The organism is Paenibacillus sp. EKM212P (assembly GCF_011066115.1).
Taxonomy (GTDB): Bacteria; Bacillota; Bacilli; order Paenibacillales; family Paenibacillaceae; genus Paenibacillus; species Paenibacillus polymyxa_B.
In genome coordinates this window covers 87,901-113,540 of record NZ_JAAMNR010000005.1, presented here as the reverse complement: position 1 = coordinate 113,540, position 25,640 = coordinate 87,901, and the positions used below count along the sequence as shown (strand labels likewise).

Annotated in this window: 23 protein-coding genes; 11 read left to right on the top strand and 12 right to left on the bottom strand. The window is 48.5% G+C overall.

Annotated elements, in window-relative coordinates:
• Positions 1-145: 145 nt before the first annotated feature.
• On the bottom strand, positions 146-982 hold the full coding sequence (locus G9G54_RS16075) for an HAD hydrolase-like protein (protein ID WP_165178829.1): 837 nt from the start codon (positions 980-982) through the stop codon (positions 146-148).
• Positions 983-1,152: 170 nt separating this feature from the next.
• On the opposite strand from G9G54_RS16075, the gene G9G54_RS16070 reads away from it, so the two are divergent.
• Positions 1,153-1,647: a hypothetical protein gene (locus tag G9G54_RS16070; RefSeq protein ID WP_165178828.1), complete on the top strand. Its 495-nt coding sequence runs from the start codon at positions 1,153-1,155 to the stop codon at positions 1,645-1,647.
• On the opposite strand, the gene G9G54_RS16065 is transcribed toward G9G54_RS16070, so the two are convergent.
• Positions 1,631-3,349, bottom strand: coding sequence for an NAD(P)H-hydrate dehydratase (locus G9G54_RS16065; RefSeq protein WP_165178827.1), 1,719 nt, complete (start codon positions 3,347-3,349; stop codon positions 1,631-1,633). The two genes, G9G54_RS16070 and G9G54_RS16065, sit on opposite strands and share 17 nt — an antisense overlap.
• A 33-nt stretch (positions 3,350-3,382) precedes the next feature.
• Positions 3,383-4,015 (bottom strand): NAD(P)-dependent oxidoreductase, encoded by a 633-nt coding sequence (locus tag G9G54_RS16060; protein ID WP_061831169.1) that lies wholly within the window; start codon positions 4,013-4,015, stop codon positions 3,383-3,385.
• Between the two features lie 404 nt (positions 4,016-4,419).
• Between G9G54_RS16060 and G9G54_RS16050 the strand changes: the two genes are divergently transcribed.
• Both G9G54_RS16050 and G9G54_RS16045 read left to right on the top strand, forming a co-directional pair.
• The gene (locus G9G54_RS16050) at positions 4,420-5,385 is read left to right on the top strand and encodes a hypothetical protein (protein ID WP_165178826.1); all 966 of its coding nucleotides are present in this window, start codon (positions 4,420-4,422) and stop codon (positions 5,383-5,385) included.
• A 273-nt stretch (positions 5,386-5,658) separates the two neighbouring features.
• Entirely contained in the window at positions 5,659-6,615 is a 957-nt protein-coding gene (locus G9G54_RS16045) for an ArsR/SmtB family transcription factor (protein WP_061831167.1), read from the top strand.
• A gap of 120 nt (positions 6,616-6,735) precedes the next feature.
• Here G9G54_RS16045 and G9G54_RS16040 read toward each other — a convergent pair whose 3' ends face one another.
• The 3 genes from G9G54_RS16040 to G9G54_RS16030 form a co-directional block, all read right to left on the bottom strand.
• Complete coding sequence (locus G9G54_RS16040; protein WP_165178825.1) at positions 6,736-7,788, bottom strand: lactonase family protein; 1,053 nt, start codon at positions 7,786-7,788, stop codon at positions 6,736-6,738.
• A gap of 220 nt (positions 7,789-8,008) precedes the next feature.
• The gene (locus G9G54_RS16035) at positions 8,009-9,211 is read right to left on the bottom strand and encodes an MFS transporter (protein WP_165178824.1); all 1,203 of its coding nucleotides are present in this window, start codon (positions 9,209-9,211) and stop codon (positions 8,009-8,011) included.
• Between the two features lie 248 nt (positions 9,212-9,459).
• Positions 9,460-10,221, bottom strand: coding sequence for an AAA family ATPase (locus G9G54_RS16030; RefSeq protein WP_165178823.1), 762 nt, complete (start codon positions 10,219-10,221; stop codon positions 9,460-9,462).
• A gap of 211 nt (positions 10,222-10,432) precedes the next feature.
• Between G9G54_RS16030 and mprF the strand changes: the two genes are divergently transcribed.
• Complete coding sequence (gene mprF / locus G9G54_RS16025; protein WP_165178822.1) at positions 10,433-13,075, top strand: bifunctional lysylphosphatidylglycerol flippase/synthetase MprF; 2,643 nt, start codon at positions 10,433-10,435, stop codon at positions 13,073-13,075.
• A gap of 104 nt (positions 13,076-13,179) precedes the next feature.
• Here mprF and G9G54_RS16020 read toward each other — a convergent pair whose 3' ends face one another.
• Entirely contained in the window at positions 13,180-13,806 is a 627-nt protein-coding gene (locus tag G9G54_RS16020; RefSeq protein ID WP_069010781.1) for a nitroreductase family protein, read from the bottom strand.
• Between the two features lie 234 nt (positions 13,807-14,040).
• Between G9G54_RS16020 and G9G54_RS16015 the strand changes: the two genes are divergently transcribed.
• Positions 14,041-14,517, top strand: coding sequence for a disulfide oxidoreductase (locus tag G9G54_RS16015; protein WP_053324504.1), 477 nt, complete (start codon positions 14,041-14,043; stop codon positions 14,515-14,517).
• Positions 14,518-14,682: 165 nt separating this feature from the next.
• Complete coding sequence (locus G9G54_RS16010) at positions 14,683-15,180, top strand: CcdC family protein (protein WP_069290935.1); 498 nt, start codon at positions 14,683-14,685, stop codon at positions 15,178-15,180.
• 133 nt (positions 15,181-15,313) lie between these two features.
• Here G9G54_RS16010 and G9G54_RS16005 read toward each other — a convergent pair whose 3' ends face one another.
• Complete coding sequence (locus G9G54_RS16005; RefSeq protein WP_165178821.1) at positions 15,314-16,276, bottom strand: glycoside hydrolase family 26 protein; 963 nt, start codon at positions 16,274-16,276, stop codon at positions 15,314-15,316.
• Between the two features lie 700 nt (positions 16,277-16,976).
• Entirely contained in the window at positions 16,977-17,723 is a 747-nt protein-coding gene (map, locus tag G9G54_RS16000) for a type I methionyl aminopeptidase (protein ID WP_023986734.1), read from the bottom strand.
• 193 nt (positions 17,724-17,916) lie between these two features.
• On the opposite strand from map, the gene G9G54_RS15995 reads away from it, so the two are divergent.
• The 4 genes from G9G54_RS15995 (at position 17,917) to G9G54_RS15980 (ending at position 21,973) form a co-directional block, all read left to right on the top strand.
• Positions 17,917-18,612 (top strand): GntR family transcriptional regulator, encoded by a 696-nt coding sequence (locus G9G54_RS15995; protein WP_165178820.1) that lies wholly within the window; start codon positions 17,917-17,919, stop codon positions 18,610-18,612.
• A gap of 132 nt (positions 18,613-18,744) precedes the next feature.
• Positions 18,745-20,106, top strand: coding sequence for a GntP family permease (locus tag G9G54_RS15990; RefSeq protein WP_025722432.1), 1,362 nt, complete (start codon positions 18,745-18,747; stop codon positions 20,104-20,106).
• A 41-nt stretch (positions 20,107-20,147) separates the two neighbouring features.
• Positions 20,148-21,695, top strand: coding sequence for a gluconokinase (gene gntK / locus G9G54_RS15985; RefSeq protein ID WP_165178819.1), 1,548 nt, complete (start codon positions 20,148-20,150; stop codon positions 21,693-21,695).
• A 92-nt stretch (positions 21,696-21,787) separates the two neighbouring features.
• A complete protein-coding gene (locus G9G54_RS15980) occupies positions 21,788-21,973 on the top strand; it encodes a hypothetical protein (protein ID WP_165178818.1) in 186 nt (61 codons plus the stop codon).
• A gap of 145 nt (positions 21,974-22,118) precedes the next feature.
• On the opposite strand, the gene G9G54_RS25725 is transcribed toward G9G54_RS15980, so the two are convergent.
• The 3 genes from G9G54_RS25725 to G9G54_RS15970 form a co-directional block, all read right to left on the bottom strand.
• Positions 22,119-22,238 carry a hypothetical protein gene (locus G9G54_RS25725; protein WP_013369112.1) on the bottom strand — a complete coding sequence of 40 codons (120 nt, stop codon included), beginning with the start codon at positions 22,236-22,238 and terminating at the stop codon, positions 22,119-22,121.
• Positions 22,239-22,352: 114 nt separating this feature from the next.
• On the bottom strand, positions 22,353-23,174 hold the full coding sequence (locus tag G9G54_RS15975) for a serine/threonine protein kinase (RefSeq protein ID WP_165178817.1): 822 nt from the start codon (positions 23,172-23,174) through the stop codon (positions 22,353-22,355).
• Between the two features lie 144 nt (positions 23,175-23,318).
• On the bottom strand, positions 23,319-24,140 hold the full coding sequence (locus tag G9G54_RS15970; RefSeq protein WP_165178816.1) for a MerR family transcriptional regulator: 822 nt from the start codon (positions 24,138-24,140) through the stop codon (positions 23,319-23,321).
• 535 nt (positions 24,141-24,675) lie between these two features.
• Between G9G54_RS15970 and G9G54_RS15965 the strand changes: the two genes are divergently transcribed.
• Positions 24,676-25,632: an L-lactate dehydrogenase gene (locus tag G9G54_RS15965; RefSeq protein WP_023986728.1), complete on the top strand. Its 957-nt coding sequence runs from the start codon at positions 24,676-24,678 to the stop codon at positions 25,630-25,632.
• Positions 25,633-25,640: the final 8 nt, after the last annotated feature.

Sequence of the window (25,640 nt, the reverse complement as noted above, 5' to 3'; positions counted from 1 at the left end):
AGTAAACTAAAATGGAGCATTCGCTAACGTAGCGAATGCTCCATTATTATGTTTTGAAAGCCGAGCAGAGTTCACCTTTATCCGAGTAGGTGCATACATATAACCTAGAAGTGTGTATTCAAGCACTCCAGAATCATACCCGTTCTTATGATGGGGGTAGCGCCGCTGTTTTCACCTGTTTCGTATAAGGAGGATATCCTCCCGTATGCTGGAGCATTTCGATTTCACGCAAAATACGCGGCAAGTCAGCGACCGAGTTCATCACGATGTGGGCTCCTGCCCTTTTCAAACCATATACACTCTGTCTGCGCCGTTCCTCAGCCACTCTGTCGTCCGCTTCATGGCTGGTCGTTTGAGCTGCGGTCGTCACGCTTTCGTTATGGTTCAAGACACCAATCGTCCATACACCGGCGTTCCGTCCCTCTTGCATATCGGCTGCTGTATCTCCTACTTTCACAATATCGCTCAGCGGAAATACCTGCAAGCGATGTGCAATTTCATAGATCATCCACGGATATGGCCTCCCCTGCGAAACTTCACAAGGGGCTACCATACAATCCAGCGTATAGGGTGACTGTGCAGGCGTAAATACGTGACTGAGCATCTCCATCGGACAGGATGCAGTGGCACCTGACTGAATGCGACGATCCTGCAACTCCTGCAGCGCCCTGTCTATACCGATAGCAGGCTCAGCCCCTTGGATCAAGGAGCGGAGAACAGGGACAAGCTCGAGATAAATATGCTCAATATCCACTCTGACAGGATGCGCACCAAAGCACTCCAGCCATTTTTTCCGAACCTCTGAAAGTCCCAGCACATTCGCAATATGATCCCGGATCGGCATTCCTCGCCCATGAGATACCTGTTCTTCAGTTACCTGTATACCTTTCCATCTGAAAATGTCACGCATTCCCTGGGTTAAGCCTCGTCCTCCGGGGTCTAGCAATGTACTTTCGAGATTAAAAATAACCGCCTGTATCATGCAATCCCCGCCTTTCCGTACCGCGGCTATCCGCAATCTTTATTTTGCTTAGGAACATGATACACAGCTAACGTAAACTGAAATGTCGTAAACGGTAAGCGGATTGTAATTGAAAATAAATTCCTTGATTGGTTGTGAATACCGAGTGTAATAAGAGGAGGAGTCGCAACATGAGACAGCCTTGGAATGAATTTAATTCCAAAATGCCTTGGCGGATGGAGCTTGGTTGTTATGCGCTGAATAAACTGGCCTGTGGAGGATTGGTTTTTGGTCTCTTATGGGTCTACTGCTATCTGACAGAGGAAATAACAGGAATCCCTCTGACTATAGCAGGCAATAGTGGTGAACTGACCACGCAGCTGTGGGCCTATGGCTTTGCCCTTCCGGCGGCTCTTGCCGCCGATGCGCTACGCGATCTTTTACCCTGGCTTCGCAAGCCCGAGCAGCTCACCCTATACCTCGCTGCAGGATTCAGTGTCTTTCTCCTACTAGGTTCTTTGATGTCGCCTACCGGAACGGGCATTTTATGGAGCAACGGCATAGCAGGTGCAGGGATTACATTGCTGTATTATGGAGGAAGGCACTGGCTAAACCGTGAATATGGATTACAGATTATGCTGGCCTTCCTCCTGCCACTGCTGCTATGGCCTATAGGGCTTCAATAATGTCGCCAGCTATCACAGAGGCAAGATGCTGGCGATGACGTGCGGCTGTTTCTCCAGCCGCACCATGCAGATACACGCCAAAGGCTGCTGCCTGCGACACATTCAAGCCCTGAGCCAGCAAACCTGCGATGATACCTGTCAGCACATCGCCCGCACCGCCTGTCGCCATCCCAGCATGGCCTGTGGTATTGACGTAGGCCGTTCCGTCGGGACAAGCGATGACGGTGCGTGCTCCTTTGAGCACCAGCGTGACCCCACGTGTCCGGGCGTACTCCCGGGCATGGGTGATGCGGTCACGCTGCACCTCTGCTGTCGGTATGCCCAGCAGACGAGCCATTTCACCGGGGTGCGGCGTTAGTACGACCGCCGCACTTCTCGGCTTCCAAGCCTCCAGCTCAGGCCCCGCCGAGGCGAGGATGTTCAAGGCGTCCGCATCAAGCACAAGCGGACCGCCGTATTCCTCCCACAGGCGGCGCAGCCAGCCGGTGTCCCCTGCAAAGCGGCCGAGGCCGGGGCCGACGGCCAGTACATCACGTGCCTGCGCGAGCTGTAGCAGCTCGTCTGCGGAGTCGGCATTCCATTCGCCGTCTCCGCCTGCTGCTGCGGCAGCGAGCATCAGTTCCGGCGCGGCGCCAATGACGCGCGGCAACAACGCCTCGGGCACCGCCCACGTGACAAGGCCGCTGCCGATGCGCAGGGCTGCACGTGCGGCCAGCAAGCCCGCGCCGCTCATGCGCAGGCTTCCGGCCGCGACGAGAACATGGCCGTAGGTGCCCTTGTGCCCGTCCGGCACGCGGCTACGGCTTACATCCACGTCCAGCGCAGCGCGCAGCGTGTCACGGGTCAAGAGCCGCAGCTGCACGCCGCACTCACGGGCAAGGCCGGGTGGAATACCGATGTAGCGTACCACCACATCGCCTGCGGTCCCGGCGCCCGAATATTGGACGAGCCCACGCTTCAAGTAAGCGAGGCATACGGTGACGCGCGCACGAATGCACGGCTCGTGCAGCGCACCCGTGTCGGCGTCGAGGCCGCTAGGCACGTCTACCGACACGAGCGGCGCGCCGCTGGCATTGGCCTCGCGGATCAGCGAGGCGTAGGGTTCGCGCGGCGGGCCTTGCGTGCCCGTGCCCAGCAGGGCATCGACGATGCCGGAGGCGTCGCGCAGGTCGAGGGTATCCCGGCCATAGAGGATCACCGGGATACCCAGAGCCGCGATAATATCGCGTTGCGCAGCCGCTTCATCGCGTAGCGTGTCTGGCGACTCGACGTACACAACGGTGACGCGTAGCCCTACATCCGTTAGATGGCGGGCTGCCACCAATCCGTCACCACCGTTGTTGCCTTTGCCTACGAGGATATACCAGTGTTCTCGTTCCCGTAAGTCATGTCGTCCTTGACTCCACGTCTCTGTCCGTATAACACCGCCATGTCCCGGTATATCCCCCGGACCTGTGTGTGTAACCTCTTCTGTCCACTGCGACCCCAACACTTCAGCACGATCATTTCCACGTGTTAGATCAGCAGTGTCTACTGGGAAGCCGCCGCCATTGCTCTTCCCACTTCTCTCGGCACATAGCTTCAATACCTCGTCAGCTACCGCGCGCCCGGCATTTTCCATCAAGGTAAGGGCCGGGATACCCAGCTTGTCAATTGTGTACCGATCTAATTGCCGCATTTCTTCGGCGGTCACCATATACATGCTTTTCGCCTCCCGTATGGCTATCCCTGCTTATTAATATCCAACCGTAAAACGGGAATTGACAAATTCCCCTTCTACTAACTCATCAATCAGGGCTACCGCATAATCTTCGACCGAGATACGGCTATGGCCTAATTCGTCAACCACCAAATGATCCAAACCAATACGGAACTGTCCTGTACGTTTTCCCAATTCAATTATTCCGGCAGGACTACAATAGGTCCAGTCTACATCCGCAGCGCGGTACAGCTCCAGTGCATCTGCATGGGCAGCCGCCAGTGGCTTTACTTCCTCCGGAAACTCGGCGGTATCCATGAGGCGTTCACCGTTTTCTGTTTTCAGACTACCCGCTCCGCCAACGACAAGTATGCGCTCTGCGCCGGAACGCCGAGTTCCTTCCAGCAAAGAACGAGTCGCTTCGAGCAGTTCTTCCTCTTCTCCAAACTTGGGACCGTATGCGCTAATGATAGCATCGTGCCCTTTGGCCACATCCGTAACGGAATTCGGATTTAGAATATCCGCTTGAACCACCGTCAAATATTCACTTTGCTCCGTCACACGTTGCGGGTCGCGCACCGCCGCCGTCACTTCATACTTACGCTTGATTGCTTCCTTTACTAACGCTTGACCAATGGTTCCTGTTGCTCCGAAAATAATAACTTTCATATAAATGTGCCCTCTTCCTGTCTATAATTTACTTACTGTTATTTATCCGTTTTATGTCCAGCTTAAACCCGTAAAGCATGTCAGCTTACAGTCCCCCCGGCTGTCGCCAGTACATCCCTTCCGACCTCGAACTGACCAATTAGACGCCGAATTGCGCATACAAGCGGTCGACCGGCTTATCCGCGATCAGCGTCACAAAGCTGCCCGTACGGTTGATTCGATGTCTCATGATGTTCTGTTGTAATTTCTACATTTTTATCCATGCCGAATCTCCTCCTGCTTGTAATCTTGTCTATTTTACCAAAAAATACTTCATATATCCTGGTCAAAGGGATACAAGCCCTTGAAATGCCTGTATGGTCTGTGCAATAGTGTAGAAAGAACAATGGAAGGAGGGATTGCGGGTGTCCCCGACGGACTTCGCGGCGTTAGCCGCATATATCTCACCCGGTCTGATTGCCTTCCTGCTGGCGTTGTCTTTGCTGGTATGGCTGTATGTTCACAGTGCAGCCCAGCTTCGAAATTCACGTCAGCAGCGGCTGGAAGAATTACAGGAATCGCTGCGTATCTATGGACGATTAGCTGGTTGTCTCCAAACCGCTACCCAGGACGGGTTCAATAACAGCGAAAAGCAGTACCAGAACGGACTCATCCACGCTCTTCAGGAAGCCAAAGCTGCTCCCTATTTGACCCCTCACCTTCAAGAGCAGGTTCAAGCATCCCTTCGGGAGTGTGATACATTCCGCAGAGAATTGCTTCTCAAATCACTGGAGCGTGAAATGAACAAACTCATCGAGGAACGGCGTCTTGTTCTGCTGGAATCTCATGCTCCGGGCTGGGGAACAGCATTGTGGAAGCTATTGCGCCCAGCAGCTGGTCCGTTGGCGCTGGCAGGAATCGTCTGGTTGGTCACAAGGCTGGTTATGGAACTGATAGCCTCCAGCCATGTCGATGTTAGTCTGCCCGATACTACACAATCTGCCTCATGGCTCATAGGGTGTGCATGGATGAGGTTCGTTTCCGGCTTGATCGCCCTACTGTATGTGTACCGGCTGATGACCCTACGTAGGCAAAATGATCTGGACGTGACGGCATCCCATTTTCCAACAAGCCTGTTGTGCTTAGTGATCGCCGCTGTCGCTCTGTTTCAATGGATCGGACCGGAAGCATCTCCCTACATACTGGCTGTTCAGCTTGTGCTGTTCTTGATTGGCTTCCGACTTACCCGCGGCCGCTCGCGCAGTGATCGTCCTTATGTTGGTCATCCCGGCTTGATCAAGGCAGATGCTTCTCAACATCAGGATTTACACGCAGCAGATAAAGATAAAACGGCTGACTCTTCTTTGGCAGAAGAACATATCCGGTCCTAAACACCAATGGCACAGGATTCTATTCCCGTATCCACCCTGCATATCACATACCATCACAGGACATCCCAACAACAAAGAAAGAGATTATGGGGTGTCCTGTTTTTTGAACAATTTTTGGCTTTTTGAGGGGTTAGGCTTGTGCCAGTGATCAAGGAAAGGGTATATTGTTTATATAAATGTAAATCATATCGTTTTTTATGTATGAATATTGAAAAAAATCCATATATGTTAAACTACCATCAATTTATGATGTGCGTTAGAATTGGAGGAACTATGCAACTGGACATTTCTGAAAAATCACTTCCCGTTTATGAAGCGCTGGCCAGTGAGGTTCGGCTAAACATGATTGTTCTGCTTGCGGAGAAGCCTATGAATATACGTGAGCTGGCGGAAGCGTTGGGGCTCAGCAGTGCGATTATGACGATGCATGTCAAGAAACTGGAGAGAGCGTCCATTATTTCGACCAAAATGCTGCCTGGACGAGGCGGGGTACAGAAAGTGTGCTCACTGGCTACAGACAAAATTGAAATCGCCATGCCACGCTACCAGCAGGATGTACGACAATTCCATCAGACGGAGATTTCTGTCGGACACTTTACAGATTTTGAAATACAGGCGACCTGCGGACTGGCTACCGTCGAAAAGATCATTGGTGAATTCGATGAGCCTCGTTCGTTCTTGGACCCTGAGCGCTTCAATTCCAAAATTCTGTGGTTCAGCCAAGGATATATGGATTATAAGGTGCCGAATTTCCTACTGTCCAGCCAAAAAGCTGAGGAACTGGAAATTTCGATGGAACTATCATCCGAGGCCCCTTTTACCAATGATAATTGGCCTTCAGATATCACTTTTTTCCTAAATGATGTGAATTTGGGTACATGGACCAGCCCAGGGGATTTCGGGGATAACCGGGGTAAATACACACCTGCATGGTGGCCTGATTTTATCAATCAATATGGTCTCCTTAAAAGACTTCGCGTTACCTCCGAAGGTACCTTTATGGATGGCAAGCAGATATCCGACGTGACTTTAAGCCAAGTACTGATTGATCAGAAGCAATGGAAATTCCGTATTGCCATATTGGATGATGCCCAGCATGTTGGAGGGGTTACTCTGTTCGGTACCGGATTTGGTAACTACAATCAGGACATCCTGTTCCGTTTGTACTACAAACATGCAGAAAATCATACCAAAACAGTAACGGTAGAAGCTGGCGATACTAGCAAATAGCTTTTAGGCCACTTCAAGACCTGAACACGGCGTTTTGCCCATACCTTTCATGGGAAACAAAGCGCCGTGTTTTATTTTTTCATCCACTTATATCGTACTCGTTTGCCACATGCTATGCGATTAGCGTATAGGTTCAATACATACAGGTGAAGGAACCTCCAGCACATATCCCGTTCGGGACAGCCGTCCATCCTCACTATGGATGGCAAAGGATACGATGTTGTTTCCATCCTGATTCGCCACTACCAGATAACCGGACAAGATGTTGAAGTTACGCGGTGTGCTGCCCAAGGTTTCCACCCATTCCACCGTCTTCAGCTTGCCGCTGTCCAGATCGACATGGTATAGCACGATGCTGTCATGGCCGCGGTTTGACACATACAAAAAGCGTCCACAGGGCGTAATCCGAATATCGGCTGCTGTATTTTCTACATCTATAATGCCTTCTGGCAGTGTGGACAGGCTTTGCATCAATGTAAGCTCACCATTACGTTCGTTATAACTAAATACAGCGACTGTATTGTTCAACTCATTGGCGATAAAAGCATATGGACGCGAAGGATGAAAAACCAGATGACGCGGTCCAGAACCAGGTGGCAAATCTGTCTCACGATGGGTCACCAGTTTTCCATCCTCTGTCAAACGGTATACCACAATCTGATCCAGTCCCAGATCACATACCAGGGCATACTGTCCTGAAGGATCTGGAATAATCGAATGCGGATGTGCCGCATCCTGGCGGTCCTGGCGAATACCTGAGCCAGTATGCTGAACTTGCCCCGACATGTCTCCTAATCCTCCAGCTTCCGTCGCAGGGAACACAACGGCATTGCCGCCTGAATAGTTGGAAGCCAGCACATATCGTCCATCGGTTGTTACGGAAACATAGCAAGTATGCGCTCCCTCCGTCCCTTTTCGATCCAAAGGGTGTAATTCCCCCGTCTGGGCATTCACCTGATATGCATACAGCTCGCCTTCTTCTGTTTCACTGGCAGCATACAGCTTCGTCCCATCCGGATGTAGCGCCAGAAAAGAAGGCCTTTCAATTCCTTCCACACCTCCAACCATGCGCAGATCACCATTGTTCACATGCAAAGTACATACATATATTCCTCTTTCCTGACGAGACGCATAAGTTCCTGTATAAAATAACTGCTCATTTCGCTCTTCCATCGGCTCTCATCTCCTTCTAGCTGTTTTTTACATATGATCTGACTTTTAGCTCTACTATTTGTCTTGTTGTAAACTCATCATGCATTATTACCCAAGATTCTGTTGTTTCATTAACGTTTCGCGATATATGCAAAAAAATAGCCTCCTTCGGCGCCAACTGTGGTTCACAAGAACGTCACAGTTCACTCCAAAAGAGACTAAGTTTACGAAGAATACAATATTAAACCGCTGTGGTTTGCGTATCTCTGCTATTCCATTTTACAGCCAGCCCCAAACTAAGAATGAGAATGACTGCCCCAAAAATGTATGGCAAATTGATATGCACCTCGAACAATGTACCCGCAAGCGCAGGTCCTAGAATATTACCAATACTCATATAAGCATTGTTCATGCCGGCTGCAACTCCCTGCTCATCCCCCGCCATTTTGGATAAAGCAGTATTAATGGCTGGCCGCAGCAACGACGTAGCGGTAAAGAAGATGAGCGATACCCCGAGTACATAATAAAAGTTGCCGGAGAGCAGCATAAGCACAAGGGAAATCGCTGAAAACAGGAAGGAACCGATAATGACGCCTTTTTCGCCAAAACGATTCAACATCGGGCTAATGACCACAGCTTGAATCACGGTTCCGACCAGTGCTCCTACCGTAATAATGATAGCAATATCACGCTCATTGTAATGAAACTTGCCCGTCACGAAGAAAGGAAACATCGTTTCAAAATGCGTCAATCCAAAGGTTAACGTGAATATCATAATCAGCAGCATAAAGTAAGGCTTGCGGAAAGAAAGGGCAAACTGTTTAATCACATTATCCCGTTTGGCCTTGACATTCCGAAACTTCAACTGTTTCTCCAGCGACAAGGTTTCGGGCAGCATAATCAAGGAAATCAGTGCAGCTACGCCCGATACGGCCGCCGAAACATATAAGGGCGTACGAATCGAGATATCTGCCAGCAAGCCGCCCACACCAGGACCGATCACAAAGCCAAGAGACATGGCTGCACCCAACAACCCCATTCCTCTACCGCGATTGTGGACCGTTGTAATGTCAGCAATATAGGCCATCATCGGAGGAATCATAAAAGCTGCCCCTGCACCTCCCAACAAACGGGAGATATACAGCATGGTCAACGATTCCCCCATCGCAAACAATACAGAAGACGCCGTCATGATTACCAAACCGATAATAATCATTTTTTTACGTCCGTATTTATCGGACCATTCTCCCGCTAGCGGCGAAAACAGGAATTGGGTTAAGCCAAACACGGCAACCAAATAACCACCCGTTTCACCACTACCTCCCAAGGAGCTCATAAACTTGGGAAGGATCGGAATAATGAGGCCAATCCCCAGCATGGCAATAAACATATTAATCATCAAAATGACCAGCGGCCCCATTTTCAACTGTTGTGAATCTGACATGTAGCGTTTTGTCCTCCTCAGGTTCTTTATTTCGTATACGAAAATCTTATTTTGCAACCATTTCAGCAAAACTCTCCATTATATTAATAGAGTGTGAGACAAATAACAATCATAAAATACTTCCGATAACCCTGAATCTTTCCTTTAGCAGTACAGCAAAAAGGAACAACCTGAAATGGCGATGTTGTCCCTCTCATAACGAACGACCAGGGTAAATCTCTGGAACGATCTGGCGATCCCTACGATCCTTATTGTGGATCTTCGAATAGCTCCTGTATCATCTTTTCCTTGTTATTCAGAAATTGTTTCGTAATGATAAAATGGTCGGTTTCCTCCAGCGTCGGGGTGTCGATCCCTTCATGTGTCAGATGATACAAGATGGAATCTGGATAAGCCATCAAAATAGGGGAATGAGTAGAAATGATAAACTGCGAGCCCTGCTGCACCAGCTCATGAATCCGTGCAAGCATGGCCATCTGGCGCAAAGGTGATAACGCAGCCTCCGGTTCATCCAAAATATACAATCCTTGTCCTCCAAACCGATGCACAAAGGCAGCAAAAAAAGACTCGCCATGCGACTGCTCATGCAGCGATTTGCCCCCGTAGGAGTTTCGAATCGGTGGGCCTCCACCTTCGCGATCCAGCTCGTCGATATGAGTCGCCACATTATAGTAGCTCTCCGCTCGGAAAAAGAAACCATCCCTCGGTTTTTCTATCCCTCTCACCAGCCGGATATGCTCATGCAGCGAGGAATGCGTGGCTTGGGTAGAAAAATTGAAATTTTTAGTACCGCCCTCTGGATTAAATCCCCACGCGACCGCGATTGCCTCCATAAGCGTCGATTTACCTACGCCATTTTCTCCAATAATATAGGTGACGGAAGGATGGAATTTCAGTTCGTTCCACTGGTGCAGGGCTTTTAAGTTAAACGGATATTGGCTCTCGTCAGCATCTGGAGGCCATATCAACTCCAGGCGACGTATGAAAAGATTGCGGTCCCATATACTCATGTCCAGTTCAGCTCCATTGCCAAGCAATTCACTAGGTTTTCCATCATTATATTGGAATTATTTACAGCAATCAATCGGAAATCCCATTTCGTAACCCTTCTGTTGTTATTCAAGCGATTATTGTAGGTATAATGTATAGTAATGTTCATTGGGCATGATTTCTAATTACTTTATTTCGTGTATATCTCATTCTTTTCAAGCAGGTGAATCTATGAAGTCAAATCACAAACCGACCCAATCCTTTAAAATCGTACAGTTCTTGATGACCATCTACAGGCAGCGATTGACACGTATTCTGCTACCGTTGGCTGTACTGGCTTTTATTATATGGGAGGCCGGACGAGAACTAAATGACTTTAATCTGGCGCGTATGTTTCATGAGCTGCGGCGAATGGATGCCACGTTTCTCATCGAAATTGGCTTGTTCTCACTGGCTGCCGTGGCGGCTATGAGCGCCTACGATTACGTAATCAGGCATCATTTCAAGCTTCAGGTCAAGCCTGGGACGACATTTCGCTACGCCTGGATCTCCAATACCTTCAATAATGTCTTTGGTTTTGCAGGCTTTACAGGAGCGGGACTTCGCACCGTACTGTATAAAAAAAGCGGTGTTCCGTTAGGTGTCATCACCTCTGCCGTCGTGTTTCTTTCGCCGGTCGTCATTACCGGTCTATCTTTGCTGGCTTGGGGGGCCATTGTCCATTTGTATCCGGTACAGCCTGTGCTGGATGCTCATCCTTGGCTTCATTGGGCGCTGTGGGGAATGGCATTGTACCTGCCGCTATTTCTGATCATGCAGCGCTCCAAACGGTACTCCACATGGTTCAACAAGGGAGAAGGACAGCTTTCCTGGTCCACTATCTCCGCTTCCATTAGTGCTTCTCTGCTGGAATGGCTGCTGGCTGGCCTTACCTTTGCATGGATCGGCTCGCACTTGCTCCATGAACTTCCGATCCATGCTGTGTTCGGCATTTATGTGATAGCCGCGATTGCCGGGTTGATCAGTCTTGCACCCGGAGGGGTCGGGGCATTCGACATCATTGCCCTGCTCGGGCTGCAAATGGCGGGAGCCAACCCAGATCGGGCACTGGCTGTGCTGCTGGTCTTTCGCGTCTTTTATTACATCATCCCGTGGCTCATCGGCTTGGTATTAGCGGCGCTGGAAATGATTCCGCGTAACGAGCGCCTGAATCAGCTAGCTGAGACGGGTTGGGACTACTCCCTTAATGCCTGGCAGAAGGTATGGGGCTGGCCTGGGCAATTTCGGTTTTTGGCAGATCTAGGGGTATGGGCGCTTGGTAAGCTGGTACTCATCTCTGGCGTGGTGCTTCTTTTGTCGGCAGCTACGCCAGGTCTGTTATATCGGCTTCGTTTTGCTGAGCACTTGCTCAGCCTGCCCGTCATGCGCTTGTCGCATGAAATCTCAGTCATCATCGGAATTATGCTTGTCGTCCTGTCCCATGGAATCTCTCTGCGTATTCGCAGAGCATTGCGACTGACATTGATACTGCTGCTGACAGGAGCTATTTTCACCTTCACTAAAGGTCTGGATTTTGAAGAAGCCTTATTCCTACTGTTTGTGGCGTTAATGCTATGGATCTCGCGTTCGCGGTTTTATCGGGTCAGTGCTCCGCTGAATCGGCACAACATTTTAATATGGGGTGGACTATCTCTACTCGTAACCGGGGCTTATTTTATCATTGGGGCAGGCTCCAACACTCCTTTTATGCGCCATTTGCATGCGAAGGTCCATCTAGACTTTTTTATGAACCGCAGCGATTACGGAGTTACCGCCGTGTTTAGTCTAATTTTGGCATGGGTATTCCTAACGGTGTATTTCTTTCTTCGACCTCAGCGTAGCATCGCCAATTTACCCGACGAACAAGAGCTGGATAAGCTAAAAGAATTTTTGGAACGGCAGGGTGGTAATCTCGTATCTCATATGCTTTTTTTGGGCGATAAATATCTGTATTGGACCAAAAATGAACAGGTCGTCATTCCCTATGCTCGCAGTCGGGACAAACTGATTGTATTAGGTGACCCACTCGGTCCAAAAGAACGTGTAAGTGAAGCCATTCAGGAATTCCAGCGGTTCGCAGATCGGTATGCGTTAACGGCAGTATTTTATCAGGCCTCGCCGGAGTATTTGTCCATCTATCACGAGAACGGCTATCGCTTTTTCAAACTGGGCGAGGAAGCACTGGTGCCGCTGGAGTCCTTCACACTGACGGGCAAAAGTAATCAGGCGCTACGCAGCGCCAAAAACCGCTTTGACCGCGATGGCTACTCATTCGAAATCATTCAACCGCCTCTAGAGGCGTCACTGATTGAGGAGATGCGGTATGTTTCCAATATTTGGCTGGACGGGCGCAAGGAGAAGGGATATTCACTCGGCTGGTTCAAAGAACCCTATCTTCAGTTGGCTCCGATTGCATTGCTAAAGGACTCTGAAGGGAAGGTCATCGCTTTCGCTACGATGGCGCCTGCCTACGATCATGGACGGACGGTCTCCATTGACCTGATGCGCCACTTGCCTGACACGCCAAATGGCACGATGGATTATTTATTCACACGGGTCATTGAGTGGGCCAAGGAGAGTGGATATACGACATTTAATCTGGGAATGGCACCGCTGTCCCAGGTAGGACAAAGCGAAAAGGCATTACGCGAGGAAAAGCTGGCTCGACTTGTTTTCCAATACGGGGGACATTTTTACGGTTTTCAGGGGCTTCGGCGCTTTAAGGATAAGTTCAAGCCCCAATGGGAGCCGCGCTATCTGGCCTATCCGGCTTCTGTCTTTCTACCGATCCTGACGCTGGAGCTGGTTTATCTTGTGTCCAAACGATCGGACTAAACAAAGGGCTGACAACAGGAATTTTAATAGCCTAACACAACGTAAAAAAGGGTGTTCCCAACCACGAACGGTTGCAGGAACACCCTTTTTATTCACAAATCTTCTTAGAAGCTGCCTTTTACAACAACTTCAGAAAGTGGAAAACGTCCTGATGGACGCGCTGGCACTTGTGCCTTACCTACGCTAATAAGCAGGGTTGGCAGGTAACGTGCTGGAATATTGAATTGCTCGATCAATTGTGCTGGAATGAAACCGCCCATTGCGCAAGTGTCGTAACCCAGAGATTTAGCAGCCAGCATAATATTTTGTGCTGCAAGAGCAGAGTTCAGGATGGCTGCATCGCGAGCTACTTGCGGGTTTTGGTATGCGCCGTTGATTTGACCTACCAATGCGTCACGGATTTCCGCTGGCAGTGCGCCTGCTTCTACCGCTTGATCATAAATGACGGTGTTGCGGTTCGCTTCCAAATCACCCAATACGGCAATCGTAACGGAACTTTCCGCTACTTGACCCTGATTGTAGGCGATAGGTAGCAATTTTTGTTTGTCCGCTTCGCTTTCGATGACAAGGAATTTCCAGTGTTGAAGGTTCCAAGCGGAAGGAGCTTCTATCGCCGCAGTCAAAATAGCCTCCAAATCTTCCTCTGGCAATTTAAAATCCTTAACATAGCTCTTTACCGCGTGTCTTTCACTAATAGTAGATAGAGTTTCATTTTTTGGACTGCTCGACATTCTAGGCACACTCCTAATTTCTAAATATATATCTAACTTGAATCCTCATTAACTTCCCAAACTACTGCAATTATAAAAATGATAGTGAATGATGTCAATATGTTTAAGTATGACCCTGCACTCAAAATACAGTACAATACGGATTAAGACATACAATCGGCAGATGCCTGCCGATGGGACAAGACACGGGTGAGTTCATTTTGTTCTCATTTGAATTAAAAAAGGAGCGTTACTATGATTGGATCTTTTAAAAAAACGGATATTGCTTTGTTTGCCGCCTGGGTTGTAGCTTGTGTGGCAACTTTGGGCAGTCTGTATCTCAGCGAGATTTTGGGGTATGAGCCTTGTAAGCTGTGCTGGTTTCAGCGCATTCTGATGTATCCCCTGACCCTTCTGCTCGGGATCGCCTATTTTCGAGGGGATTCGGGGATACGTCGTTACGTCATGCCGTTGGCTATCATTGGAGGCGCAATTTCAGCCTATCATTTTATCATTCAGCGCATCCATGCAGCCGCCAAAGCAGCTGCGCAAACTTCAACTTCCTGCGGTAGAGTATCCTGTGAACAGGATTACCTGAACTGGTTCGATTTTATTACCATTCCTTTTCTCGCACTGATCGCTTTTATCCTTATTATTGCAGCCATGGGTTATATCATGCGTCAGGAGAAAAAATCAGCTCAAGGAGAGGTACAAGCAAAGGAACTCGCATAAGTATGAAAGAGACCTAATTATAGGACCCGTTACCACCAAGAGGCGTATAATACGCTTGCCAGAGGAAAGACTGTAACTAAATATATCCATTGCATATGTGGTATAATGTAAAAGGTTTGCAGTCTGTCCAATAACGCTTATATTCCTTATAGAGGGGGCCAGTCCATGTTTCATATTAGCACCCCATTGCTGCAATATGGCGCAACCTTCGGTATGATCGTAATCGCTATTTCGGCTATTTTCATCCGTATGAAGACAGGTCATCGCCCGATTAATGCCAAAAAAATCATCATTCCTCCGCTCGGCATGAGCACCGGTTTTATGATGTTTGTGGTGCCGGAAGTACGGGTTCCCTGGCTTTGGGCGCTGGGCGCTTTTCTGGTCGGCTGGTTTATTTTTTCTTACCCGTTGATCCGCAGCACCAAATTTGAATCGCAAGAAGGGCTGGTTTTCGTCCAACGCTCACGTACCTTCTTTTTTATCCTGATCAGCCTGCTGATCGTCCGATTGCTGCTGCATGAATTTATTCAGCATTACATTACCATTCCGCAGACAGCAGGGCTATTTTTCATCCTAGCCTTCGGGACCTTGTTACACTGGCGGCTTCGTATGTATTTCCAATATCGTCAGTTCGTTCCGAACGAGACGGAAGTTCGGATCTGACAAACGGTTTTTTAACATGCATGCTCGCATGTTGCTGTATAGACCAAAAAGACACGTTCTCCCAACAGGAGCCGTGTCTTTTTGGTCTTTTCGGTCTTTTTAGTCTATCGGAGGCTACATTGGCGCCAGGCACTTACTGGGAGCTCTGCTTTGTAAACAGCGCGCTGCCGTTTGTGTTGTTCTGCGGAGCATAAGCGCCGTCCCAGGTGATAAAGAAGCTTGCTCCAGTGTAGATTTCATTCAGTGCCTTGTTCCAAAGCGAATAATCGAATTCCTTGAGCTGATTATTGTTGCGATCCACATGGTCGCCACCCACGGCTGGTCCAATTTCGCAGAAGCCATAAGTTTTGCCAAGTCCCTTGATGTCATTGTAAGCCATCTTGATTTCATTGTCATTGGACGGATCGTCGCTGTAGGCGTCGATGCCAATCCAGGTGACATAGCTGGAGCCGGGGTAATAAGCAGCCGCGTTGGCTCCTTTATTAGGGGCATAGACAAAATTGACGTTGGACATGCCATTGGTCGTCACGATGTAATTGTACAGATTGATGTACAGGTTCTTATAGTCCGTCGTGTTTTTGCCTCCCCACCAGAACCAGCCTCCGTTCATTTCATGGAAGGGTCTGTAGTAAACGGGGGATGAGTTAAACTTTTGCAGGCCGGTCACTACATTGTCAACCTGGGCCTTATAATTTTGCAGCCATGCGGGACTGGACGAATTGATGGATGAAATGTCTGTATTAGCCAAGATCTCGAAATCGGAATCAGACATCGGGGCATTTACATTTCCACCCTGCGGATTGGGCATGTGGGTGGAAACGGTGACGATTTTCCCCAAGGCTTGGATGGCGGAGACGCTATTGGAGGTAATGGAGGCTGCATCGGTTCCTCCCTGGTTCCAGTTCAGCAGATCATAGGAGACGATGTCAGGGTTGTAGGTCCAGACAGGACTGGTGTTTACACTTCCGTCATAGCCCAGGAACATGCCAGTATAGTTGATATTGCTCTCCGCGCCTGCCGTCATTGGTAGCGAGAATAATAATGCAGCCCCGGTCAGGACGCTGATCAAGCTCTTCGTTTTCTTGAATGAATTCATATTGGTTATCCTCCTAATGTTTATATCTTGCTGCTTGTAATCGCAAGACTTAAGATGTGACTGATATTCCCCTAAGATAATTCTGATTCGCAACCTACATGCTTTTCGTTTTAGCGAGTTGATCTCCATCTTCCTAAAGGAATACGCTTTTGTGACCCTAAATTACATCGACATTAAGGAAAAAAGTTGAAATAGTTCTATTAGAGCAAAAAAAATAATTCATATAACAATGAACAAACAATTACTGCAAAATATGGTAGAGGCTAAGTGTGTAATAAAGGAAATTTTTTCATTTCATTCTTATGAATTTGGATTCAAATTATTGATATTTTAGTACTATATAGAAGATTCATAATCACACACTTAACGTATCCCGTTAGCGATAGCCTAGAAAATAAACACACGTGTAGAATAGTTAGCAACGGTGGAGCACTACATCTATCAGAACTATGCTGGTCACTCTGAAGGCATAGCGTACATTTTCGTTAAAATGTTGGCATGGCACTCATGAAACGAAAAAAACTGATATTCGCCTTTTGGCCAAAATCGGTTTTTTAGAGGTGAACTTTTATTCCCCGCATGTACTAGACTTTTATAGAATGCACGTAGCAAAAGGGACTGTCCTCTGGACAGCCCCTTTTCTGTAATATGTCTAGCCCATCACCACGGTAGTCTGTATGCTCCCGAGGGGTGCCTGCTTTTATTGCTGGGTCAAAATGATCGGACCATCTGCTGTAATGGCCAGCGTATGCTCGTATTGCGCAGACAAGCCGCCGTCCAACGTGCGTGCGGTCCAGCCGTCCGCATCAATTTTACTGCGGTATGTGCCTGTATTGAGCATCGGCTCAATTGTAATGACCATGCCCTCTTTCAAGCGTGGTCCACGATGCGGAGGTCCATAATGAGGAACTTGCGGTTGCTCATGCATTTCTTCCCCGATGCCATGCCCAATGAATTCGCGTACGACCGAGAAGCCTTCCGCTTCCGCGTAGGTTTGTATCGCATGGGAAATATCTCCGATCCGGTTACCGATAACGGCTTGCTCAATCCCTTTATACAGCGATTCCTTGGTAACATCCAGTAGCTTTTGCGCCTGCTCAGACACATTACCCACCGCATACGACCAAGCGGAATCTGCCAGCCAGCCATTCAGGTTCACAACCATGTCGATCGTCACGATGTCCCCGTCCTTCAACGGTGTCTTATTCGGAAAGCCGTGGCAAATCACATCGTTAGGTGAGCCACAAGTTGCAAACTGATAGCCGTTATAGCCCTTTTGCTCCGGTGTTGCGCCATGCTTCTTCATAAAGGATTCCGCAAAGGCGTCAATTTCCAGTGTCGTAATGCCTGGCTTGATCATTTTGGCAATTTCCCGGTGGCAAGCAGCCAAAATGTCTCCAGCTTTTTTCATATTTTCAATTTGTTCTTTGGTTTTAATGATAATCATTAAACGGTCTCCTTCTTTTCCGTGTTCGTTCCACTTTTCACTGTTTCTTTTTTCTGCTTCTATTGTAACGCTAAAAGCAGCGAAATGGAACCGATGTCAACTGACACCGTTTACAAGGATCTTAAACGGGGTATATAATATTCCATAACTTGTATACCAGTATGCAAAATTATTTCCAAGATAGGAGTATCCTATGAAATATCCAACAACCTGGTTACAGGGCGCATCGCTTGGGGAAAGGATTGCTTGTGAACTTCGGCTTCAGATTATACGGGGTATTCAGACGCCAGGCACTGTTCTATCTGAGAATCAGATTGCTGCCGATTTTGGTACCAGTCGTTCTCCGGTGCGTGAAGCCTTGAAGGCACTCTCGAGCGAAGGACTGATCCGTTTAGAGCGCATGGGTGCGATTGTCGTTGGCATGACACCCAGTGATATGGAGGAGCTATTCGATGTGCGAATGCTGATTGAGCATTTTGTTGTACAAAGGTATGTACATAGTGATAATGCCACATTGGTGACTGTTTTGAATCAGATGATTGACAAAATGGAAGTCGCTCTCAAGTACAGGGATGTCGTTGAATTTTCTCTTCAGGATTTTAATTTTCATGAGGCTCTGGTTCTGGAAGCAGGCCATACCCGTATTCTTCATACCTGGAACGGTATGAGACAGCTAATCCTGACGGTCATGTTAGCTGCGACAGAACAACGATTTGCGTCTAACATCGAAGAATCACAAGTCACGATTCACAAACATCGAACCTTTGCAAACGCTTTAAGTCAAGGGAATGCTCAGGAGTTATCGGGATTTATTGAGGATCATTACCGAGATACCCGCAACGCGGTTAACGACAGCGTCCTGTCTCCCTACAGAAAGACGTCGTCCTAGCCGCAACATGCGTGACAAAGAACCGATGTACCGCGCTTCATGCGTTTCTTGCTGGCGCGGTTCTCTTTTACATTAAAGTTGTCGACAAGTATACATTTAGCTACACATATATGAATAAGGAGGCATTACTTCATGAACACATTACTCGGCTTGAGTCATAACGCGTCCCTGCTCATATGGGCGCTAGTTACCGTCATTCTTTTGATTTTGCTGATTGCCAAATTCAAATGGAATCCCTTCGTTTCACTGCTGCTTTCGTCGGTATTTCTCGGACTGGTTAACGGGATGCCGGGACATGAAGTTACTGCCTCCATCACCAAGGGGCTCGGCAGTACGCTCGGCTCCATCGCCATCGTGATCGGTTTAGGCACCATGCTCGGTAAAATGATGGCAGAATCCGGCGGTGCCGAACGCATCGCGACCACACTGATGGATCGTTTTGGTGAAAAACGCGTTCATTGGGCGATGATGATCGTAGGCTTTATCGTGGGTATTCCAGTATTTTTTGAGGTTGGTATTATTTTATTAATTCCCATCCTGTTCACGGTTGCCCGTAAAATGAATATGTCTCTGCTGAAAATCGGTATTCCAATGCTGGCAGGACTATCGACGGTACACGGCCTTTTACCGCCCCACCCGGCTCCGATGATCGCGATTGAAGCCTTTAACGCCAATATTGGACGCACGATAGGATATGCACTCATCGTGGGCATTCCATCCGCCATTATTGCAGGCCCGGTCTTCGGCGCTTGGATTGGCAAAAGAATCATGGTCAGACCTTCCGAGAGGCTGGACGAGCAGTTCAGAAATACGACGGGACGGTCGTTGCCTCCTTTTTGGATTACTTTGTTCACCATTTTGTTGCCTGTTATTCTAATGCTTAGCGGATCAGTCGCTGAAATCGTAGACCCGGCCAATACACATCCGCTCACTGTATTTTTCAAATTCATTGGTGATGAGGTTATGGCATTGCTGATTGCGGCTGTGTTCTCTTTTTTCTCGCTAGGCTATGCACGTGGTCTAAAGAAAGAGGACTTGTCCCGTTTTACCAGTGAATGTCTGGCACCAACAGCCTCTATTATCTTAATTATCGGGAGCGGCGGTGCATTTAAAACGGTATTGATCGACAGCGGTGTAGGTCAGGCCATTGCAGCGGTCGCTACAGGAGCCCATATGAATGTGATTGTATTTGCTTTTCTGGTCGCTGCGCTCATTCGTGTAGCCACTGGATCAGCGACAGTCGCGATGACGACAGGCTCCGGTATTGTCGCACCTGTGCTGGCACTTACTCCCGGCGCGAATGTCGAACTGGTCGTCCTTGCTACAGGAGCCGGGTCGCTGATCTTGTCTCATGTGAATGACGCCGGTTTTTGGATGATTAAAGAGTTTTTCAATATGACGGTTCCGCAGACTCTAAAATCATGGACCGTTATGGAAACCATCCTCTCCCTGGTCGCTTTCGGTTTGATTATGCTGCTGAGTGTGTTAATTTAACGATAATGAGCTAATAACGGTAAGTGAAGGGGAGATTAAATATGACAGACACCCGATATATGATCGGCGTCGATATCGGCACAACCAGTACCAAAGCGGTGCTTTTCGAAGAAAACGGCAATATTGCCGCCCAGCACCATGTGGGCTATCCGCTCCATACACCTGAGCCGGATGCGGCAGAACAGGACCCGGAAGATATTTTCAAAGCTGTCGTGACGACGGTGCAAGAGGTCATGAAACAAAGCGGAGTGTCAGCCGAGCATGTGCTGTTCGTCTCCTTTAGTTCGGCCATGCACAGTGTACTGGCGGTGGATAAGAACGGCAAACCACTGACCGCCTCCATCACTTGGGCAGATAACCGTAGCGCCAAATGGGCCGAAGCGCTCAAACATGAATACAACGGACACGACATTTACTTACGTACCGGAACGCCCATTCATCCCATGTCACCGCTAACGAAACTGATGTGGATTACACGGGATTTACCGGATATTGCGGCCCAGACGTATAAATTCATTTCCATTAAGGAGTACGTTTTTGCCCGGTTATTCCACCAATATGTCGTGGACCACTCGATTGCCTCTGCAACCGGACTTATGAATTTGCAGCAGCTGGACTGGGATGAGGAAGCACTGCACCTTGCAGGTGTGACGAAGGAGCAGCTATCCGAGCTGGTGCCGACAACTCATGTGCTTAAAGGGCTGGATGAGACCTATGCGCATGACATGGGTCTACTGAAGACGACTCCTTTTGTGATCGGGGCCAGCGACGGTGTCTTGTCCAACCTCGGTGTGAATGCGATCAAACCTGGAGTTGTCGCGGTTACCATCGGCACCAGCGGAGCCATCCGTACCGTAGTTGATAAGCCGCTCACGGATGCCAAAGGGCGCTTTTTCTGTTACGCCTTAACCGAAAAGCTGTGGGTCATCGGCGGCCCGGTGAACAATGGAGGTATAGTCTTCCGCTGGATCCGGGATGAATTTGCAGCCTCCGAGGTGGAAACGGCCAAACGACTGGGACTTGATCCATATCATGTGCTGACCCAAATTGCGGAACAGGTACGTCCTGGCTCCGACGGTCTGCTCTTTCTTCCATACTTATCCGGTGAACGTGCGCCCCTGTGGGACCCAAATGCTCGCGGCTCCTTCTTCGGTCTGTCCCTGCGTCACAAAAAAGAGCATATGATTCGCGCCGCTCTGGAGGGTGTGCTGTTCAATTTGTATACCGTCATGCTCGCCATGGAAGAAGTCATCGACAGACCGTCAGTCATTCACGCCACTGGTGGATTTGCACGCTCGGAGCTATGGAGACAGCTCATGGCGGATATTTTCGATCAGGAAGTCATTATCCCCGAAAGTCTGGAAAGCTCATGTCTGGGCGCAGCTATTCTGGGCTTGTACGCACTGGGACGGATTGATTCGCTGGATGCTGTGTCCGGTATGATCGGTACCACTCACCAGCACAAACCTGTAGCAGAACACGTGGATATTTATCGCGATTTACTACCGATTTATATCCGCATTTCACGTAAATTCGAAGAAGAGTTCAAGGATATTGCGGAATTTCAGGCCAAGTCCCTACAATCTTAAATTAGTGGAACCTGTTCTAACGCTGCTGCGTATTACCTTTTTATAAAAACCTGTCTATGTCAGTTGGGCAGGGTAAGAAGGAGGATTAGACGATGCTTAAACAATTACTGCACCGCCTGCTACATTCCACCTCTCATTCTCATAAGCGGCGATACAGCAGCTCAGACCATTATTACGAACGTGAACGTAAACACCATTCTTCTTCAGACGGTTACAAGAATAGCCACAATGGGCACCGATATTACAAAGATAAACGCCGTCATCACTCCAGTTCTTAGCCAAACAACAAGAAGTAGCGACGGAATAGAGCGTAACTAAAGCGAAGACCCTTCTTATCTCAAGGGCCTTCGCTTTATTGTTGTGCGCCCTTCGTTATGCAGGGCAACATCTGTGCATTTTACAGGAAATCGGTTATGACCGAAATTACAGAAACAGGGTTTTAGAGATGATCACCAGCAAAATAAACAGAACCAGAATCGCTCCTACAGAGGTCCATGCTCCTACGCCGCAACCCATACCGCCTACTCCACACATATGACTCATTTACAACACTCCCTTCGCTCATTTACAGAATCATTGTATGTAGACCTAGTCAAATGCGTAAGGGGGGCATTCCCCCATTTTTGCGGCGAATGCCTGTTTATTTTTAGGGACTATCTATGGGTTAATCTCAAGCAGCAACAATGCTTCCTCCAGCTCTTGCATAAACTGTCGGCTATTCTCATAACGTGGCCGAATCTGAAAAAGACGCTCCAGCATTTGACGCACAGGTGAACTCAGTTTCAATTCTTCCTGCCAGCTTGCTGGCGGTTGATCTGGCTGAGGCTCGTAACTGCTATACAGCATAAAAAGCATTAAATGTCCGACATCGTACAAATCGCTGTAGACGGCGACATCTTGTCGCTCAGGTGCGCGCTTTTCCAGCATGGATTCGGTAAATACATCTTCCTGTCGCTCTCCCATCGCCAGAGCAAGACCAAAGTCGATCAGGTAAGGCTTCCCCTCGCGGTGAATCACATTGGGAATGCGGATATCCCGATGGATATAGCCCCGTTCATGCACATGCAGAACTCGCTCCATTAACTCCAAAATGTAGACAATGCATTCCTGTTCCGTAAAGGAACGCTCCTGTTCAAATATAAGCTCCTCCAACGTCATGCCGGAGATGTATTCCATAACCACAACTATTCCGTTCGAATGTTCGACAATTTCGAGCAGCTTCGGAATATAGGGGTGTTCCATCTGCCGCATAATATGAGCCTCGCGCTGCAATAGCTGAACTGCCTTCGCCCGTTTGCTCGGTCTGGGCATTTTCACTGCCACCTCTTGTCCGCTGTGCCGATCCAGACAGAGGTAGGTTAGACCATAGCTCCCCATGCCTAAAAGTGAACGAACATCATAACGTCCGCTCAGTAAATCGCCAGGCTGTTTCGGATAATCCATCCATGATTCATATGCGTTTCGCAACCAAGCAAACATATTTATATCCTTTCCTCTACATGCCGCAGCAACGTTTCTTATACGGCTTGTTCTCGTATTCTTGTATTCCGTTATTATACCATCCACGATAAAAGACCATCAGAACCGGGAAGGTCTGATGGTCTTTATCAGAAAAGATGCTGGTTATGCCTCTCTGCGTCTGCGCGGTGTCAGACCAAGCCAGGACAACAACGAACCACGCGATTTGCGTTGCCTGCCCTGGTAGGTACGCAAATTAGTAATTAGCTGCCGATCTCGTTCCTCGTCAACCTTTTCTTTCATCCAGCGTTTTTGATCCTCCAGTTGGTTAGACAGGCTGATATTCTTTTCCATCAAACGACTGTGCTCTGCTTCCAGCTCCTCCAAACGGCTCCGCATTTCCAACAAAGCGGTTTGCACCATGTCCTGCATCTGCGCCAGTTCTTGCGGCTCTACGGACTCCCGCGTTTGTACGGATACAGGTGCTTGCTCCAATCTATACTCAATGGTTGGTTCCAAAGTCTGCAACTCTTCCTGCGACTGTAGCTGCATGGGTTCCTCTGACGGTTCCTGAGCATTCATTTCATCCTGTAACTCTGTCAGTTCTACCGTAGCAGCTGCTTGCGCCTGCATGACCGTCTCTTCCCTGCCCTCAGCCGCCGCCATTATTTCTTCCCAGGTTGCGGTTAGTGACTCAGCATCCGAGATGGGTGGCAATCGGAATTCTTCATCATCCATTTGAAAGGGAGCGGTCACTCTCTCAAGGACCACCTGAACCGCCTGCTCCATCGTCATATGCTGCTCACGCAACGCCCTCCGCATCACCTTCAAGCACTCAACATCATCAGCACTGAACATCCTTGATTGATTCGCGGAACGCTGAAACACATACCCCTGCTCCTCCAGCGCCGCTGCATATTTACGAAGGGTACTCGCCCCGATTCCCAACTGTTTTGCTGCTTCCGTCGTCGATTTGCTTTCTTCCATTTAATCATTACCTCCCCGGATGGTATGGAAAGAAATAAGCTTGTATATGTAGAATTCGCGAAATCCATTGGAAACCCTTTGGCAAAAATGTTCTAATATTGCAGACTGCTAAGAACCTTTGTCATAACGGAATATTTGTAGATATACAAGAAACGACATTGCAGAGCATACTTCCGTTCTGTATGTCCTTGAAACTCTTTAAAGAACGTCACATAAATGTCATACTTTCATTATTTCCATGGCACTATTCCTTCCATAAACATAGTTCAGGTTATAATTTACACAGAAGTCACCTTAAAAATAAATTGAAACATGCTCTCCTATCTTCCAGTAAAAGTATTGATAATTCACGTTCATTCTATAAGTAATCCTAAGAAACAGCCCTATTCACAGTTTATTTTTAATTTCCCGGAATGGAGGCAAAAAAATGGATATTTTCAAAAGATCAGCAATATGTTATGTTATGTAACGTAAAATGTATTTCAGGCATAATTTGTAGCATATTAACGTTCGCTGGAACGAGGAGGCAACATAGATGAAGGGGAAGGCAAGGAAAGTAGCTATTGTCGGCGCGGGAATGGTCGGTTCGAGCTGTGCCTACTCAATGGTTAATCAGTCCATTTGTGATGAGATCATGATGATTGACCGCACGTATGATCGGGCTTTGGCCCATGCACTGGATCTGTCCCATTGTATGGATTTTACGTCCACACGTACCAAGGTGCGTGCCGGCACGTATGCAGACTGCACGGATATGGACGTTGTGATTATAACAGCTGGAGCCAACCCTAAACCGGGGCAAGACCGCCTATCTGTGCTGGACGACGCAGTGCTTATTACCAGAGAGATTGTAACAGCGATTATGGAGGGTGGCTTCGACGGTATATTCGTCATTGCCGCTAATCCTGTCGACATTGTAACGTATATGGTACAAAGTATATCCGGTCTGCCGCGCAACAAGGTGATCGGCACGGGCACCTCCATTGACTCATCCCGACTTAAGACGTTGCTTTCCGAAGTGTTTTCCATAGACCCGCGCAGCGTGCAAGGGTATGCTCTTGGGGAGCATGGTGAATCCCAATTCGTTGCCTGGTCACACGTCACGATTGGCGGCAAGCCGCTCTTGCACATTTTGCGTCAGCATAAGGAACGATTCAGCCACGTCGATCTGGACGACATTGCCCGTAAAACTCGGGATGCAGGCTGGGAGATCTTCACCCGCAAAGGCGCCACTTATTTTGGTATTGCCAATGCGCTGGCGTACATTACCCGTTCCATTTTAAATGATGATGGTAAAATTATAGCGGTCTCTGCTGTATTGGACGGCGAGTACGGGCACACCGATGTCTGCACGGGCGTTCCGGCGATTATCGGCAGCAGAGGAATCCAAGAGGTCATCGAGCTGGAGCTAAGTCCGGAAGAACAAGCGAAGTTCGACGCCTCTTGCCACCTTATCAGCAATAATATCCGTGCCATTTCAGGCTTAGTATAACCCCATAG